This is a genomic window from Pigmentiphaga sp. CHJ604, assembly GCF_036972535.1.
Classification (GTDB): Bacteria; Pseudomonadota; Gammaproteobacteria; order Burkholderiales; family Burkholderiaceae_B; genus Pigmentiphaga; species Pigmentiphaga daeguensis.
Genome location: NZ_CP136998.1, coordinates 3,424,424 through 3,440,890 on the forward strand (window position 1 = coordinate 3,424,424; position 16,467 = coordinate 3,440,890).

10 protein-coding genes are annotated in these 16,467 nt (G+C 69.5%); 8 read left to right on the plus strand and 2 right to left on the minus strand.

The window, feature by feature from the left end; all coding sequences use genetic code 11:
• Nucleotides 1-6: 6 nt before the first annotated feature.
• A complete protein-coding gene (locus R4823_RS16465; RefSeq protein WP_132980451.1) occupies nucleotides 7-1,311 on the minus strand; it encodes a GGDEF domain-containing phosphodiesterase in 1,305 nt (434 codons plus the stop codon).
• Between the two features lie 344 nt (nucleotides 1,312-1,655).
• Between R4823_RS16465 and bcsD the strand changes: the two genes are divergently transcribed.
• From bcsD to R4823_RS16500, 7 genes are read left to right on the plus strand one after another with little or no spacing between them, the layout of a single operon-like run.
• A complete protein-coding gene (gene bcsD, locus R4823_RS16470; RefSeq protein WP_243724643.1) occupies nucleotides 1,656-2,111 on the plus strand; it encodes a cellulose biosynthesis protein BcsD in 456 nt (151 codons plus the stop codon).
• Nucleotides 2,112-2,151: 40 nt separating this feature from the next.
• A complete protein-coding gene (gene bcsP / locus R4823_RS16475; RefSeq protein ID WP_165963294.1) occupies nucleotides 2,152-2,751 on the plus strand; it encodes a cellulose biosynthesis protein BcsP in 600 nt (199 codons plus the stop codon).
• On the plus strand, nucleotides 2,748-3,521 hold the full coding sequence (gene bcsQ, locus R4823_RS16480) for a cellulose biosynthesis protein BcsQ (RefSeq protein ID WP_338615455.1): 774 nt from the start codon (nucleotides 2,748-2,750) through the stop codon (nucleotides 3,519-3,521). The genes bcsP and bcsQ overlap by 4 nt, the downstream gene beginning before the upstream one ends.
• A gap of 20 nt (nucleotides 3,522-3,541) precedes the next feature.
• On the plus strand, nucleotides 3,542-5,719 hold the full coding sequence (gene bcsA / locus R4823_RS16485; protein WP_087840495.1) for a UDP-forming cellulose synthase catalytic subunit: 2,178 nt from the start codon (nucleotides 3,542-3,544) through the stop codon (nucleotides 5,717-5,719).
• Nucleotides 5,716-8,025, plus strand: coding sequence for a cellulose biosynthesis cyclic di-GMP-binding regulatory protein BcsB (bcsB, locus tag R4823_RS16490; RefSeq protein WP_338615456.1), 2,310 nt, complete (start codon nucleotides 5,716-5,718; stop codon nucleotides 8,023-8,025). The genes bcsA and bcsB overlap by 4 nt, the downstream gene beginning before the upstream one ends.
• A 4-nt stretch (nucleotides 8,026-8,029) precedes the next feature.
• Complete coding sequence (gene bcsZ, locus R4823_RS16495; RefSeq protein WP_087840492.1) at nucleotides 8,030-9,265, plus strand: cellulose synthase complex periplasmic endoglucanase BcsZ; 1,236 nt, start codon at nucleotides 8,030-8,032, stop codon at nucleotides 9,263-9,265.
• A complete protein-coding gene (locus R4823_RS16500) occupies nucleotides 9,241-13,617 on the plus strand; it encodes a cellulose synthase subunit BcsC-related outer membrane protein (protein WP_338615459.1) in 4,377 nt (1,458 codons plus the stop codon). Before bcsZ ends, R4823_RS16500 begins: the two co-directional genes overlap by 25 nt.
• Before the next feature lie 2 nt (nucleotides 13,618-13,619).
• Here R4823_RS16500 and R4823_RS16505 read toward each other — a convergent pair whose 3' ends face one another.
• A complete protein-coding gene (locus tag R4823_RS16505; protein WP_132980448.1) occupies nucleotides 13,620-15,179 on the minus strand; it encodes a hypothetical protein in 1,560 nt (519 codons plus the stop codon).
• A 129-nt stretch (nucleotides 15,180-15,308) separates the two neighbouring features.
• Here R4823_RS16505 and moaA point away from each other — a divergent pair, with 129 nt between their 5' ends.
• Nucleotides 15,309-16,412 (plus strand): GTP 3',8-cyclase MoaA, encoded by a 1,104-nt coding sequence (gene moaA, locus R4823_RS16510; RefSeq protein ID WP_087839222.1) that lies wholly within the window; start codon nucleotides 15,309-15,311, stop codon nucleotides 16,410-16,412.
• Nucleotides 16,413-16,467: the final 55 nt, after the last annotated feature.

Below are 16,467 nucleotides of genomic sequence, written 5' to 3' on the forward strand. Positions count from 1 at the left end.
CTCGCGCTACAGGGTAACCGCGACGCCCTGGCGGGCGTCGGCATGGCGCAGGAAATCGGTGACGGCATCGGCGCCCATGGGGGGCGAACAGAGGAACCCCTGCCAGGCATCGCAGCCCAGGTGCCTGAGCTCCTCCAGTTGCTGCGGCGTCTCGACGCCTTCGGCGATGGTCTGGATATCGACGGACCGGCAGAACTGTATGACGGTGCGCAGCATTTCCTTGTCGTAGGTGTTGTCCAGCATCCCGGCCACGAACTGGCGGTCCAGCTTGACCGCCGCGAACTGCGCCGAGCGCAGCCGCAGGAAGTTGGAATATCCGCTGCCGAAGTCGTCCAGGCTGAAGCCCACCCCCATTTCCCCCAGCCGCCGGGTGATGGCGCCTGCCTCTTCCGGATCGGGAATCTCGGCCGACTCGGTCAGCTCGATTTCCAGCCGGCCCGGCTCGATGCCGTACTCCTCCAGTACCTGGCCCACGCTGGCGGCCAGGTCCCCCTGCAACTGGGCGGCGCTGAGGTTGACGGCCACCTGGGCACAGAACACGCCTTCCTCGCGCCATTCGGCCAGTTGCTGGCAAGCGCGCCTGAGCACCCACATGCCCAGCGCGGAACTGAGCCCCGCCGCCTCGACCTCGGGCACGAAGTCGTTGGGCATGACCATGGTTCCCTTGCGATGCCAGCGTACCAGGGCCTCGACGCCCCGTACCCGGCCGGTTCGCATTTCCAGCTGGGGCTGGTAGAACAGTTCGAACTCGCCGCGATCCAGGCCCTGCATGACCTCGGTGACCAGCGTGTCCTCGCGCGACATCAGCCTGCCGTCCAGGTCCTCGGGACCGTCGTTCCAGCATACCCACCGCGCCCGCGTGCGCAGCGCGTAGCGGGCCGCCTGCTGGGCGCGCAGCAGCACGTTCGAAGGCTGGGGCAGGTCGCTGGGCAGCATGACGATGCCGAAGGCGGCCAGCGACGACCCCTGGCTGGCACCCAGTATCTGCAGCAACGAGGAGCGCTGGAACAGCCGCTGGGCGGCGCCTATCGCGCCCGACTTGTCGTTGACGTCGCGCAGCACGATGATCAGGCTGGTGTCGTCCAGCATGCACAGCAGGTCGTCCGCGCGGATGAAACGGCGGATCTTGCCGAGGATTTCGTCGCGCTGGTGGGGAGCGGCATCGGAAGGCAGGGCCAGCGCCATGACGGCGGCTCGCCGGCGCTCGCCGATCAGCACGCCCAATTCGCGCAACAGCATGGCCCGTTCGCTGACATTGGCGAACTGTCGTACGGCCTCGGCGGACTTGGACCTTCTAGGCATCGGCGACATGGAAAAATCGAACAACCATCAAGCTTCTTTTAATCGATATACCGCTAGTCCGTCATCGGCGCCAGGCACACGGAGCCGTGATACATGATCATCGCACACAGGCGATCATCGCAAAAGCGAAACCGCGCCCCATGCTGCCGGCCCTGCCACCCGGCGCCGGACACGTGCCTTTCGCGGCAAGTTAGTAAACGCCAACATTGGACTTCACCCGATAATTGGCGTGGGGAACATTACGGGAGGCACACGCGGCAGGAACGGGTTCGCCCGTTACAATGTTAACAACTGTTGCCTCCGGTACGAACACCCCCCGGCAATACCCTATGCTCTCACTCAGGGAAACCATCGTGGATCCAACGACTCTCGAATATCTCGGCAGCCGGCTGGCATCACGGCAATGGACCGGGTTTCTCGGCGCCCTGGCCCGGGAATTCTCCGACCAGTTGCCCGAAGCCGATCTGCGCGCCTTGATGCATCGCGTCGGGGCGCGTTTTGCCAGCGAATCGGCCTTGGCCGATTGCCAGAGCCTGGACGATGTCCAGTTCGCGATGAGCAAGATCTGGATGGCGCAGGATTGGGGCTGGGTCACCGTCCATGAACACGACGACTCGTTGCATATCAGCCATCACTGCTCCCCCCTGTCCGCCACCTTCGGCCAGCAGGCATCCCCGTGGATGGCCGCCTTCCTCGAAGGCGCCTACCAGCGGTGGTTCGAGCAGCTGGGCGCCGGCAAGAGCCTGAGCGTCAAGCAGGCCGGCGAGCCGGATGCCGTCGGCTGCGTCGAATTCCGGCTGGGCAGGTAACCTCCTCCAAGCCCATGTGAAACGGATCAACGGGAAGCACATGAAAGAATCCGACGACATCGCCAACCTGTTCCGTCACTTCGGCGGCCAGCCTGGCCAGTACCAGGAAATCAGCCGCGCCAACGAAGCGCGCCAGTCGCGCGAGCGCTGGCCGCTGCTGGCCTCGATCGAAGCGGACCAGGCCGCGCAGTTTCCCCCCGTGGAAGCGCCCGTCCCCAGCGTTCCGCAGGCACCGCAGCCCGCCGCCGCGCCACCTGCGGCCGACTCCGCCCTCCAGCCTGCCGCCCCGCCGGCGGGCCGCATCGAGCCTCGCCTGTCCCCCGCCACGGCCTCGCCGCCTCCCCCCCAGGAAGCGCCCAACCCGCCGCGGGCAGCCGAATTCATTCCGCCCCGGGCCGGTGCGCTGAGCGACAGGATGCGGCCTGCCGCCGCCCTGGCGGCCCAGCAGCCAGCCCAGGTCGGTGAGCCGGCTCCCCGGCCTGCCCCCGCGCCGCGCACCGCCGCCGATACGTATGCGGGTCCGGAGCAGGAACCGGCACCGCAACTGCAAGCGCTCTTCACCCGCCTGGCCCGGCCCGCCTCGCGGCCTACGGCCGACAAGAGCAGCGCGTCCCTCCTCGAGCGATTGAATCGACTGTGAAGATCATTGCTGTTGTTTCCGCCAAGGGCGGCGTCGGCAAGACCACGGCCACCGCCAATCTCTGCACGGCCCTGCGGCAGGGCGGCCGCAACGTGCTCGCCGTCGACCTCGACCCCCAGAACGCCCTGCACCTGCATTTCGGCGACGATCCCCAGCGCATCGCGGGCACGTCCCGCGCGACGCTGGCCGGGCAGGATTGGCGCGACGTCGGCTTCGCCAGTCCGTCCGGCGTCGTCGTCCTGCCCTATGGCGCCGTCAACGAAGACGACCGGCAGGCATTCGAGCGCCATCTGGAAACACACGCCGACTGGCTGCCCCGCAACGTCCAGGCCCTGGGCCTGGGCACCGAGGACGTGGTCGTGCTGGACACGCCCCCCGGCCCCTCGATCTACATGCGCACCGCCCTGTCGGCGGCGCAATTGACCGTCATCGTGACGCTGCCCGACGCCGCTTCCTATGCCACGCTTCCCATGATGGAAGGCCTGGTCCAGACCTACTGCGTCACGCGGCCCGACTTCATCAACCACGTCTTCGTGGTCAACCAGGTGGACAACTCGCGGCTGCTTGCGCGCGACGTGCTGCAGGTCATGCGCGCCGACTTCGGCGAACGCGTGGTCGGCGTCATCCACCAGGACCAATCGGTCAGCGAAGCCCTTGCCTTCAACCAGAGCGTGCTCGACTACGATCCGCGGTGCCAGGCCACGCAGGACTACCTGGCGTGCGCCCGGAACATCGAGGCCATGCTGTCCACCTTCGGATCCTCGCCTTGACCTCGCGCCCGCGCCGCCCGATGTCCGCCCGCCTGGACGATTGGAGTGCTGTTCTGCTTCGATGGTCCGGCTGGCACCGTCCGGTGGTGCGGGTGATCACGGTGGTCCTGGCCGCCCTGCTGTTCGCGCTGGCCGTGACGGTGCCCCTGGAGCTCGGGCAGCAGGCCGTCTTCGCGGCCGCATGCTTCGGGCTGGCGCTGGTGCTCAGCACCACCGTGGGCCGGCTGGCCCCCCTGGCGATGATCGTGCTGTCGGTAACCGCGTCGCTTCGATACATGTACTGGCGGCTGACCTCGACGGTGGGATTCGAGAACCTCCTCGATGCCTTCTTCGGCTTCGGCCTGGTCGCGGCCGAACTGTACGCGCTGGTGGTCCTGCTGCTGGGCTATTTCCAGACCGCCTGGCCGCTTGAACGCAAGCCCGCGCCCATGCCGCCCGATCCGGCCATGTGGCCGACGGTGGACGTCTTCATCCCGACCTACAACGAACCGCTGGACGTCGTGCGCCAGACGGTCTACACCGCCATCGGCCTGGACTGGCCCGCCGACAAGCTCAAGGTGTTCGTGCTGGACGACGGCAAGCGGCCCGAGTTCAGGGCCTTCTGCGAGGAACTGGGGGTCGGCTACGTCACGCGCGACAACAATGCCCACGCCAAGGCCGGCAACATCAACCACGCGCTGGAACTGACCAGCGGCGAATACGTCGCCATCTTCGACTGCGACCACGTACCCACGCGCTCCTTCCTGCAGATCTGCATGGGCTGGTTCCTGCGCGACCCCAAGCTGGCCATGCTGCAGACGCCGCACTTCTTCTTCTCGCCCGACCCCTTCGAGAAGAACCTGGACACCTTCCGCGTCGTCCCCAACGAAGGCGAGCTTTTCTACGGACTGGTCCAGGATGGCAACGACCTCTGGAACGCCACGTTCTTCTGCGGCTCGTGCGCGATGATACGGCGCGGCCCTCTCATGGAGATCGGCGGCGTGGCGGTGGAGACCGTCACCGAGGACGCCCATACCGCGCTCAAGCTCAACCGGCGCGGCTACAACACCGCCTACCTGGCGATTCCCCAGGCCGCGGGCCTCGCGACCGAAAGCCTGGCGCGCCACGTCGGCCAGCGCATCCGGTGGGCGCGCGGCATGGCGCAGATATGCCGCGTCGACAACCCGCTGCTCGGGCCCGGCCTGACCCTGGGCCAGCGGCTGTGCTACCTGAACGCGATGCTGCATTTTTTCTACGGCCTGCCGCGCCTGATCTTCCTGACCGCGCCGCTGGCCTACCTGCTGCTGGGCGCCCACGTCTTCCAGGCAACGGCGCTGATGATCACGGCCTATGCCGTGCCGCACATCTTCCACGCCTCGCTGACGAACTCCCGCATGCAGGGCCGCTTCCGGCATTCGTTCTGGAACGAGGTCTACGAGTCGGTGCTGGCCTGGTACATCCTGCGCCCCGCGCTGGTGGCCTTCGTCAACCCCAAGGCCGGCAAGTTCAACGTCACCGACAAGGGCGGCGTGACCGAGGAAGGCTATTTCGACTGGGACATGGCGCGGCCCTACATCGTGCTGCTGGTCCTGAACCTGGCCGGCTTCCTCGTCGGCGCGGGCCGGCTGGTCTTCCAGGAGTCGCCCGACGTGGCGACGGTGCTGATCAATCTCGCGTGGACGGTCTATAACCTGATCATGACCAGCGCGGCGGTCGCGGTGGCGGGCGAGACGCGCCAGGTGCGGCGTTCCCCCCGCGTCGCCACCGCCCTGCCCGCCAGCCTCATGTTCGGCAACGGCAAGACCCTGGCCTGCCAGACCATCGATTTCTCGCAGACCGGCCTGGGGCTGCGCGTGCCGGCCGACGCCGACGTCCCGATGGACGAACTCCTGCACGTCTCGCTCTATCGCGGCACCGAGGAAGGCATCTTCCCGGCCACGGCGGCGTTCCGCCGCGGCGATCACCTGGGGCTCCAGTTCAAGGACCTGAACGTGCAGCAGGAAGTCGAGCTCGCCCAGATGACCTTCGCGCGCGCCGACACCTGGGCCCAGGCCTGGGGCAGCCACGAGCGGGACTCCCTGCCCACCGCCTTCGCCGAGATATTGCGCATCGCCGTGAAAGGCTTCTGGGACCTCGCCCGCAGCACGGGCCGGCTCGCCTTGTTCTGGCGCCGCGACCGGCGCGCCATTCCATCCATACCCGAGACGGGGGATCAATGACAACGAGATCGACGCTGGGCAGCCTCGCGGCCACGAGGCTGCGCGCCCTGCCCGCCCTGGCGGCCGGGCTGATCGCCTGCCTCCCGCACGCATCCGCCATGGCGGCCGCGGCGGCTCCCAACGCGGCCAGCGCCACGCCGGTCAAGGTGACATCCGCCGTGCCGGGCGCCACCCGTACCCATACCTATACGCTCAAGCAACTGGGGGCGCTGTTCCCGCTGCAACTGCGCGGCATCGACGGCGTGTACGGCGTCCCGTTCAGCGTGCGGGCGGACGAAGTCGTCACGGGCGCCACGCTGCGCCTGGCCTATGCCTATTCCCCCGCCCTGCTGCCCGACCTGTCGCACATCAACGTGCTGGTCAACGGCGAGGTGTCCTCGTCCATCCCCGTCCCGCGCGAACAGGGCGGCGTGAACCTGACGCGCGACATCGCCATCCCTCCGCGCCTGATCACCGAGTTCAACCGGCTGAACCTGCAACTGATCGGACACTACACGATGGAGTGCGAGGACCCGGCGCATTCCAGCCTGTGGGCCAACATCAGCAACAACAGCGTGCTGGAACTGACAGTCACCCGCATCGCGCTGGAGAACGACCTCGCGCTGCTGCCCCAGCCCTTCTTCGACCGGCGCGACATCCGGCCGTTGAACCTGCCGTTCGTCTTCGCCTCGGCGCCGGGCGGCGCCGCGCTGGAAGCGGCGGGCGTGCTGTCCTCGTGGTTCGGCGCGCTGGCCAGCTACCGCGGCGCCACCTTCCCGGTCACGCAGAACGCCATTCCCGACCACGGCAACGCCGTCATCCTGGCCACGGCCAACGAACGCGTCGCCGGGGTGACCTGGCCCCAGGTCCAGGGGCCGACCGTGGCCGTCGCGACCAACCCCAACGATCCCTACGGCAAGCTGCTGCTCGTGCTGGGACGCGACGCGGCCGAACTCAAGACGGCGGCCACCGCGCTTGCCGTGGGCGCGCCCACGCTGTCGGGCCAGGCCGCCACCATCACCGGGATCGTGCAGCAGAAGCCGCGCAAGCCCTACGATGCGCCCAACTGGCTGCGCGCCGACCGCGCGGTCAAGTTCGGCGAACTGGCCGACGCCGCCGCGCTGAATGTCTCGGGCTATTCCCCCGACCTGATCCGGGTCAATTTCCGCATGCCGCCCGACCTGTTCGCCTGGCGCGAAAAAGGCATCCCGGTCGACCTGCGCTACCGCTACACGCCGCGCGCCGAACCCGACAAGTCCACGCTGAACATCAACATCAACCAGCGCTTCCTGCGCTCCGAGCCGCTGCTGGCCATCCGCCACGACGCCACCAGCCGCGTCGACCGGCTGCTGGACAAGGTCATGCCCGACGGCACGGTGCCGGCCCGCGCGAAGTTCCAGATCCCGCTGTTCATGCTGCCCGCGCAGACGCAGATGCAGTTCCATTACTACTACGACTACATCAAGCAGGGCGAATGCAAGGACGTGGTGCTGGACAACGTGCGCGGCACGATAGAGCCCGATTCGACCATCGACATCTCGCACTTCTCGCACTTCATCGCCATGCCTGACCTGGCCGCGTTCAGCAACAGCGGCTTCCCCTTCACCCGCATGGCCGACCTGTCCGACACCGCCGTGGTGCTGCCCGACTCGCCGACCCCGGCCGACTACTCCACCTACCTGACGGTGCTGGGCCGGTTGGGCGATGCCACCGGCTACCCCGCCACCGGCGTCACCGTGGCGGCGGCGCGGCAGGCGGAAACGCTGGGCGGCAAGGACCTGCTGGTGATCTCGTCGGGCGGGCGCCAGCCGTTGCTGCAACAGTGGGCGCAATACATGCCCGTCAGCCTGGACGGCAACGCCAAGCGCTTCTCGCTGTCCGACAAGGTCTACCAGTTGTTCTCGTGGCGCGACAGCGACTCGCGCACCAACGCCAAGCCGACCCGCCAGACGCTGGCGTTCAACAGCGCCAGCTCCGACGCGATCATCGCCGGCTTCGAGTCGCCGCTGTCCGGCGGGCGCAGCGTGGTCGTCATCTCGGCCAACCAGCCCGCCGGCCTGCACGAGGCCATGCGGGCCATGCTCGACCCGGACCTGGTCAAATCCATCCAAGGCAGCGCGGTCGTGATCCGCGAGAAGCAGGTGGACAGCCTGGCGGCCGACCAGACCTACTTCGTCGGTTCGCTCAACCCGCTGCTCCACGTCCAGTGGTACCTTGCCAACCACCCGCTGCTGCTGGCCCTGCTTGGCATCGTGGCCGCACTGCTGCTGGCCGTCGTGCTGTACCTGTCGCTGCGAGCCCGGGCCAGGCGCCGGCTCGCGCTTTGAGGCCATGGCCGGGATCCTGCCGCCTCCGCGCCAGGCTCCGAGCCGCGGCCTGGCGGCGCGATGGCGGCGCCGGTTGGCGGCGCTGTCGGCGCTCGCCGCGATACTGCCGGCGGGCGCCTGGGCCCAGGCCTGCCAACCGGCAGACTGGCCGCTGTGGAGCGATTTCCAGCGCCGCTTCGTCCAAGCCGACGGCCGTGTCATCGACCATAGCGTCGCCCAGCGCCCCTCCACGTCCGAAGGCCAGTCCTACGCCATGTTCTTCGCGCTGGTCGCCAACGACCGCGCGGTCTTCGACCGCGTCTGGCGCTGGAGCATCGACAACCTGGCCGCGGGCGACATCGGCGGCCGCCTGCCCGCCTGGCAATGGGGCCAGCGCCAGGATGGAAGCTGGGGCGTGATCGACGCCAACGCGGCCTCGGACGCCGACCTGTGGTTCGTGTACGCGCTGGCCGAGGCCGGCCGCCTGTGGAACCGCGCCGACTACGCCCGCGATGCGCGCGCCCTGCTGGCGCGGGTGGCCGCCGACGAAGTGGCCGACCTGCCCGGCCTGGGCAGGATGCTGCTGCCCGGCCCCACCGGCTTCGCGCTGTCCGGCCCGCTGTGGCGGCTCAACCCCAGCTACCTGCCCGTGCCCCTGCTGCGGCGGTTCGCCCTGATCGACCGCGACGGTCCCTGGCAGGCCATCGCCGCCAACACCGTCCGCATGATCCAGGCCACCGCGCCGCGCGGCTTCGTGGCCGACTGGGTCGCCTACCAGGCCCCCGAGGGGAAGGCCGCGGGCTTCGTGGCCGACCCCGAGAAGGGTGCCGTCGGCAGCTACGACGCCATCCGCAACTACCTGTGGGCGGGCATGACCCCGGCCGGCGATCCCGCGCGCAAGACACTGCTGCAGGCCCTCTCCGGCATGCAGGAGGCCACGGCCGCCACCGGCCTGCCGCCCGAATCGGTCGACGCCGCCACCGGCGCCGCCAAGGGCGAGGCCCCTGTAGGTTTTTCGGCGGCGCTGCTACCCTATCTCGCGGCGCGCGGCGCGAGCGACGAGCTCAAGCGCCAGCGGACCCGCGTCCAGGCCAGCCTGCCCGCGGATCCCCGGGCCCCGCCCGAACAGGCGCCACGCTATTACGATCATGTGCTGGGACTGTTCGGGATCGGCTGGGACCAACAACGGTATCGATTCCTGTCCTCGGGGACACTCAAGCTGAGCTGGGAGAAGGCATGTCAGCACGCCACAACACGGTAATCCTGGGCCTGTTGGCCGCGGCCCTGCACGGCGGCGCGCTGGCCCAGAGCGACCCCGTGAAGGTCCTGGTCGAGCAGGGCCAGTACTGGCAGTCGCGCGGCAACGGCGAACGCGCCGCCGAAGCGTGGCAGAAGCTGCTGCGGCTCGCGCCCAACCATCCCGACGCGCTGTACGGCCTGGCCCAGATCGAACTCGATGGCGGCCGCCCGGAGCAGGCCCGCGCCTACCTGGCCCAACTCCGGCGCAGCCATCCCGGCAGCCCGCTGATCGGCCGCCTGGAGCAGGCCATCGACCTGGGCGGCAAGGCCCAGGTGCTGCAACAGGCCCGCCAGCAGGCGCGCAGCGGCCAGACCGACCAGGCGCTGGCCACCTACCAGACGGCGCTGGGCGGCAAGGCCCCGGAAGGCCCGCTGGCGCTGGAGTACTACCAGACCCTGGGCGGCACCCCGCAAGGCTGGGAGGAAGCCCGCCGCGGCCTGCAGAAGCTGGCCGGCGAATCCCCCAACGATCCGCAGATCGCACTGGCGCTGGCCCAGCACCTGACCTACCGCGAATCGACTCGGCGCGAAGGCATCCAGCAACTGGCCGCGCTGGCCCGGCGCCAGGATGTGGGCAAGGCCGCCGCCGACAGTTGGCGCAAGGCGCTGGCCTGGGCCGGCACGCGGCCGGCCGATGCCCCGCTGTACCGGGCCTATCTGGACGTCTATCCCGACGACACGGGCGTCAAGACCAAGCTCGACGAGATCGAGCGGCAACAGCAGCAGACCCGCCAGGCCGCCGCGGTGTCGGCGGATCCGCAGCGCCGCCGCGTGATGGAAGGCTTCCAGGCGCTGGACAACGGCGACCTGGTCAAGGCCGAAAGCGATTTCCAGGCCGTGCTGGCGGCACGGCCGGCTGACGGCGACGCGCTGGGCGGGATGGGCCTGATCCGCCTGCGGCAGGAAAACTTCACCCAGGCGCGCGACCTGCTGGAACGCGCCTCGCGGCAGGGTTCCGCGTCCCGCTGGCGCTCGGCCCTGAACAGCGCCGCCTACTGGAGTCAGATCGGCCAGGCCGGCGCCCAGCGCGCCAACGGCGACCTGGACGGCGCCCGGCGCACGCTGGAACAGGCGATCAAACTCGATCCGGCCGAACCGACCGGCCAGAACAGCCTGGGCGACGTGCTGGCCGAAAGCGGACAGCTCGATGCCGCCGAAGCGGCCTACCGCCGCGTACTGGCGCGCCAGCCCGACAATCCCGACGCGCTGCGCGGCCTGGTGGGAGTAATGGCGCAGAACAACAAGCCCGACCAGGCCTTGGCCCTGGTCGAGAAGCTGACCCCGCAGCAGCAGGAACGGATCGGCGAACTGGGGCGGCTGCGCGCCGCCCAGGCGGTGGGAGCGGCCAAGGCGGCCGCGCAGCGCGGCGACGATGCCGGCGCGCGGGTGGCCCTGGAGGACGCCCTGCTGAACGATCCCACCAGCCCCTGGATAAGGCTGGACCTGGCGCGCCTGTACATGAAGATGGGCGCCTACAACGATGCCCGCGGCGTCATGGACGGTCTGCTCGTCTCCAACCCCGACCTGCCCGAGGCACAGTACGCGAGCGCGCTGCTGGCCACCGAGATGCAGGACTGGCGCGGCGCGCTGAACACGCTCGACAACATTCCCGCGCAAAGCCGCACCCGCGACATGGCCGCGCTGCAAAAGCGCGCCTGGGTGCACGTCCAGGCCGCCGATGCCGCCGAGCTGGCCAGGCAGGGACGCGCGCAGGAAGCGATCGCGCTGCTGGCCCAGGCCGAGCCCCAGGCCGGCAAGGATCCGGAACTGCTGGGCGCCATCGCGCTGGGCTACACCGACGCCGGCGACACTGGACGCGCGCTCAACATGATGCGCCAGTTGCTGTCGCGCACCACGCGGCCCGACATCGGCCTGCGGCTGCAATACGCCGCGATCCTGCTGCGCACCCGGCAGGACGTCGAACTGGCGGGCATCCTGCGTCAGCTCCAGTCCGAGACCATGAACCCGACCCAGCGCAGGAGCTACGAGGACATCCGCGTGGCCTACATCGTGCGGCAGGCCGACGGCCTGCGCACGTCGGGCGATCTCGTCATGGCCTACGACACCCTCGCGCCGCTGCTGGCCGAACGGCCCGACGACCCGCAGGTGGTCGGCGCCCTGGCCCGCATGTACGCCGACGCGCGCGACTACCAGCAGGCGCTGGGCCTGTACAACCAGTTGCTGCAGAAGGACCCGCGCAATCTCGAGACCATGCTGGCCGCCGCGTCGATGGCGACCTCGGCCAAGGAATACGGCTATGCCGAGAACGTGCTCGACAACGCGCTGCGGCAGGCGCCCCAGAATCCGGAAGTGCTGACCGCCGCCGGCCGGCTCTACCGCGCGCAGGGCAAGTCCAGCAAGGCCGAACAGTATTTCGCCGCGGCCGTCCAGGCCGAGAACCGGCAGCGCGGCATCGCGCCGGCCTATGCGGCCAACGGCCAGCCCGGCGCCGCCCCCGGGCGCTCCGGCAATCCCTTCGTCGGGCTGCCGGGCCAGCGCTCCAGCTCGACCCTGGCGCCACGTCCCTTCGCGCCCGCCCCCTATGGGGGCGCGGCCCCGGTGCCGATGGCGGGCGGCTACGCCCCCGCTCCGGCCTACGCGGCGGCGCAAACGGCCATGCTGCCGGCCCAGGCCGCGCCGCAACCCGCCTATGCCGGCGCGCCGCAACCCTACATCCCGCCGCCGGCGGGCGCCTCGCGATTCGCAGCCCAGCCCGTGCAGCTTGCCGCGGCATCGGGCTACACGCCCTACGGCACGCCGGCGCCCAGCGCTCCGCCCACGCCGGCCGAGTACCTGGCACCGGCCGCCGCCCAGCCCGCCGCGCCGGCCGCGCGGACGACGGCCGGCAGCCGCAAACCCGGCACACAACCGGCCGCGCGCAATGCCGCCCCGGCGCCCGCCTATCCGCCCTATCCCGCGCAAGCGGCGGCGCCCGCCTACGTGCCCATGCCGTTGCAGACCGCGCCCCAGGCCGCCTTGCCCTACTATGCCCCGCCCGTGGCCGCCCAGACGCCGCCGCCCGGCTATGGCGGCTACGCCGTGCAGCCGGCCCAGGCCCGGCCCTGGGATCCGGCCGCGGCCCAGGCCGACCGGCCCCGCACGGCCATGGACGAACTCAACGACATCCAGCAAGCCCGCAGCCCCGCGCTGACGGTGGGCGGCACCGTGCGCACGCGCCAGGGCGAAGAAGGCCTGGGCAAGTTGACCGACATCCAGGCCCCGATCGAATACCGCTTCCCGGTGGGAGACGGCAGGATGGCCCTGCGCGCCACGCCCGTCTCGCTCGATGCGGGCACCCCGGGCAGTTCCTACGATGCGTCCAGCCGCTTCGGCGGCGGCCCCGTCGCCGCGCTTCAGCAGGCCGCGGGTTCGACCGGCGGCGCCGGTTCGCAAAGCCAGTCGGGCGTCGGCCTGGCCGTGGCCTACGAATCCGAGCGCCTGCAGGCCGACGTGGGCACCACGCCGCTCGGCTTTCGCCACACGGACATCAACGCCGGCCTCAAATTCAAGGGCCCGATCAACAGCGAAGTCTCGTACTCGGCCGACGTCTCCCGCCGCCCCGTCACCGACAGCCTGCTGTCCTTCGCCGGCGCGCGCGACGCGCGCACCGGCCAGACCTGGGGCGGCGTCTCAGCCACCGGCGGCCGCCTGGAACTGACCTGGGACAACGGCGACTACGGCGTCTACGGCTACGGCGCCTTCCATGCGCTGACCGGCGAGAACGTCGCCTCCAACACCCGCCTGGAAGGCGGCGGCGGCCTGTACTGGCGGCTGGTCCGCACGCCCGACTCGGAACTGACGGCGGGCGTCAACTTCACCGGCATCGGCTACGACAAGAACCTGCGCTACTTCACCTACGGCCACGGCGGCTACTTCAGCCCGCAGCAATTCTTCGCCGCCAGTGTGCCCGTCTCGTGGACGCAGCGCAGCGGCCGCCTTTCCTACCTGGTCAAGGGATCGCTGGGCGTGCAGCGCTTCAAGGAAGATTCGGCGCCCTACTTCCCGACCAACGGCTCGCTGCAATCGGCCGCCCAGCAGGCCGCCATCGATGCCGCGGCCTTCGGCCTGACCTCCAACGCCAATGGCGCCTTCTATCCGGGGCAGACCAAGACCGGCCTGGGCTACAGCCTGGCCGCGGCCATGGAATACCAGATCGCGCCGCAATTGACGCTGGGAGGGCAACTGGCGATGGACAACGCGCGCGACTACCGCCAGTTGATGGGCGGCGTGTACCTGCGCTATGCCTTCCATCCATACAGCGGACCGGTGGCGTATCCGCTTACGCCGTACCGGTCGCTGTATCCGGGCAACTAGCGCTAGGGGGCCGGGGTCGCCAACTGCGCCACCTTGGCAACGCGCTGCGTGCTGCTGGTCAGCGTGCCCAGGGTGAAGATCCGCAATCCCTTGGCAGTCTGGGCGCCCGGATCATATACGGCCACCGCGATGCCGTCCTCGCTCCCCGCGCACGCCGCGCCGGTGAATATCAGCTTCACCTGGAACAGGTTCTGCGTGGTGATCCCCGGATAAGGCCCGATGCGGCTGATCGGTCCGCCATCGGTCGAACTGTCGACGATCCGGCATGCCTCGCGCGAACCGCTCAGCACGCCGTCGGCGGCCACGTTCACGGTCATGGAAAGCGGCTCCAGCGACGGGGTCTGGTAGGACTTGCCCGCCACGGCCGCCAGCCTGGCGGGCGCGGCCTGATAGATGCCGTCCTTCGCCATCGCGAATTGCGTGGCGGCATTGCCCGCCGCCGGATCCGCGAAACTGCCCGTGAATGCATCGCCGATGACGGTCCCGTTCAGCGAGGTGGCCGCGGTCGTGCCCTGCGCGCTGTAGAACGTCGCCGCCTCGTCCGTCATCTTGCTGTTGCTGCCCGCGACCCGCGTCAGCCGTCCGCTTAGGACGTCATAGCCCGCTCCGTTGCGTCGATACAGGAAATAGTAGCTGTCGGGCGTGACGACACCCTCGAAAGCGCCGCTGGTGGGCGTCCAGTACCCTTCGGCGAACTGCGGCGTGGCGGGGTCCGGCGGCTCGACGCTGTTGTCGGCCAGGCCGTTCAGGATGAACGTGTTCAGCGCCTTGGAGTCGGCATCGGTGGTGAACACCCAGATGCCGCTCTTGGCGCCCTTGGCGTCGTAGGTCAGGACCGCCCATCCCGTTTGCGTGGAACCCGGACGCGAGCAGCCGGTACCGGCGAGATTCAGCACGATGCCGTAGACGCCCCGTGCCGGATTCGGCGTGGACACCGAGCCGGTCAGGGCGCATCCGCTGTTGCTGCCGGTCAGGCGGCCCGCGGTGTCCACCGTCATGTTCCAGGCTCCGCCGAACGGGCCTCCCCCCTGGTACGTACCCGCCATCGTCGCCAGCGACGACGCCCGCACGTACAGATCCTCGCGGTAATCCAGCGTAAACGGCACCAGGGGCGACGACGTGGCCGCGGCCGTGCCCGCGGGGTTGCTGTAGTTCCCGCTGATACGGGCTCCGGGGTTCTCGGCGGAGGCCGCGCCGGTCACGATGCCCGACACCGTCACCCCATTGGCGACGAATTTTCCATCGACCGTGGAATAGTAGGTGGCATTGGTTGCGCGCAACGTGGCCAGCGTGACGCTCAGGCCACCGTACAGGCCGTCGTACCCGCGGCTGGTTCCGGTATCCAGGGCAAAATAGAAATTGCCGCCGGTGCCATTGCGGCCGCCGTCGACGATGCCGATGAAATCGCGCTGTGTGGCGAGCGGCCCGGCCTTGCCGGTATAGATGCCCGCCGGATACTGCTGCACCGCGGCCGGGCCGCCGCCATCGCCCGAATCCCCGCCTCCGCAGGCGCCAAGCGCCACCATCATGCCCGCCCCGAGCAGGCCCCGTCCACGTCTCATCCCATTCCCTTGCAAGAACCGCGTTCCGGCGATGCCGGCCATTGTAGCGATGCAGGCTCCACCCGTGCCATGGGGTAGTATTACAGAACATGGCGGGCCAGTCCCGCCCCTGTTGCCGTCCTTCGCACCGTGACCGAAAAAACCATCCTGCTGACCGATTACCGCGCGCGCCGCCCTGTTCCCGTCGACGCCAGTGACCTCATCGCGCCCTCCGGCCAACTGGCGGACACGCGCGGCAGGATGCTGCACGACCTGCGCATCTCCGTCACCGACCGCTGCAACTTCCGCTGCGTGTACTGCATGCCCAAGGAAGTCTTCGGCAAGGACTACCCTTACCTGCCGCACGACGCCCTGCTCAGCTTCGAGGAAATCGTGCGGCTGGCGCGGCTGTTCGTGGCCCACGGCGTCGAGAAGGTCCGCCTGACCGGCGGCGAACCGCTGCTGCGCAAGAATATCGAGACCCTGGTTGCCCGGCTGGCCGAGCTGCGCACGCCATCGGGCAAGCCGCTCGACCTGACCCTGACCACCAACGCGTCGCTGCTGGCGCGCAAGGCTCGCGCCCTGGCCGACGCCGGCCTGAACCGGGTCACCGTCAGCCTGGACGCGCTGGACGACACGGTCTTTCGCCGCATGAACGACGTCGACTTCGCCGTTGCCGACGTGCTGCAGGGCATCGATGCCGCGGCCGAGGCGGGCCTGGGGCCCATCAAGGTCAACATGGTGGTCAAGAAGGGCCTCAACGACGACCAGATCGAACCCATGGCCGAGCACTTCCGCCACTCCGGCCACACCCTGCGCTTCATCGAGTACATGGACGTGGGCGCCTCCAACGGCTGGAAGATGGATGAAGTCGTGCCCTCTGCCGACATCCTGCGCCGCCTGGGCGCCCGCTGGCCGCTCGAAACCCTGGAGCCGCACTATGCTGGCGAAGTCGCCCAGCGCTGGCGCTATCGCGACGGCGGCGGCGAAGTGGGCGTCATCTCCAGCGTCACCCAGGCCTTCTGTTCATCTTGTACCCGCGCCCGCCTGTCCACCGAGGGCCAGCTCTACCTGTGCCTGTTCGCCGACCAGGGCTACGACCTGCGCACCCTGTTGCGCGGCGGCGCCAGCGACGAACAACTGGCCACCGCCATCGCCCGCATCTGGCGGGCCCGCACCGACAACTACTCCGAACGCCGCTCCGCCGACACGCCCCGCTCCGGCCGCATAGAAATGAGCTACATCGGCGGGTGATCGAGGCCCCCCCCCTACGCGCTGACGCGCGCCCCCCAGGGGGCGATGCGGGTGG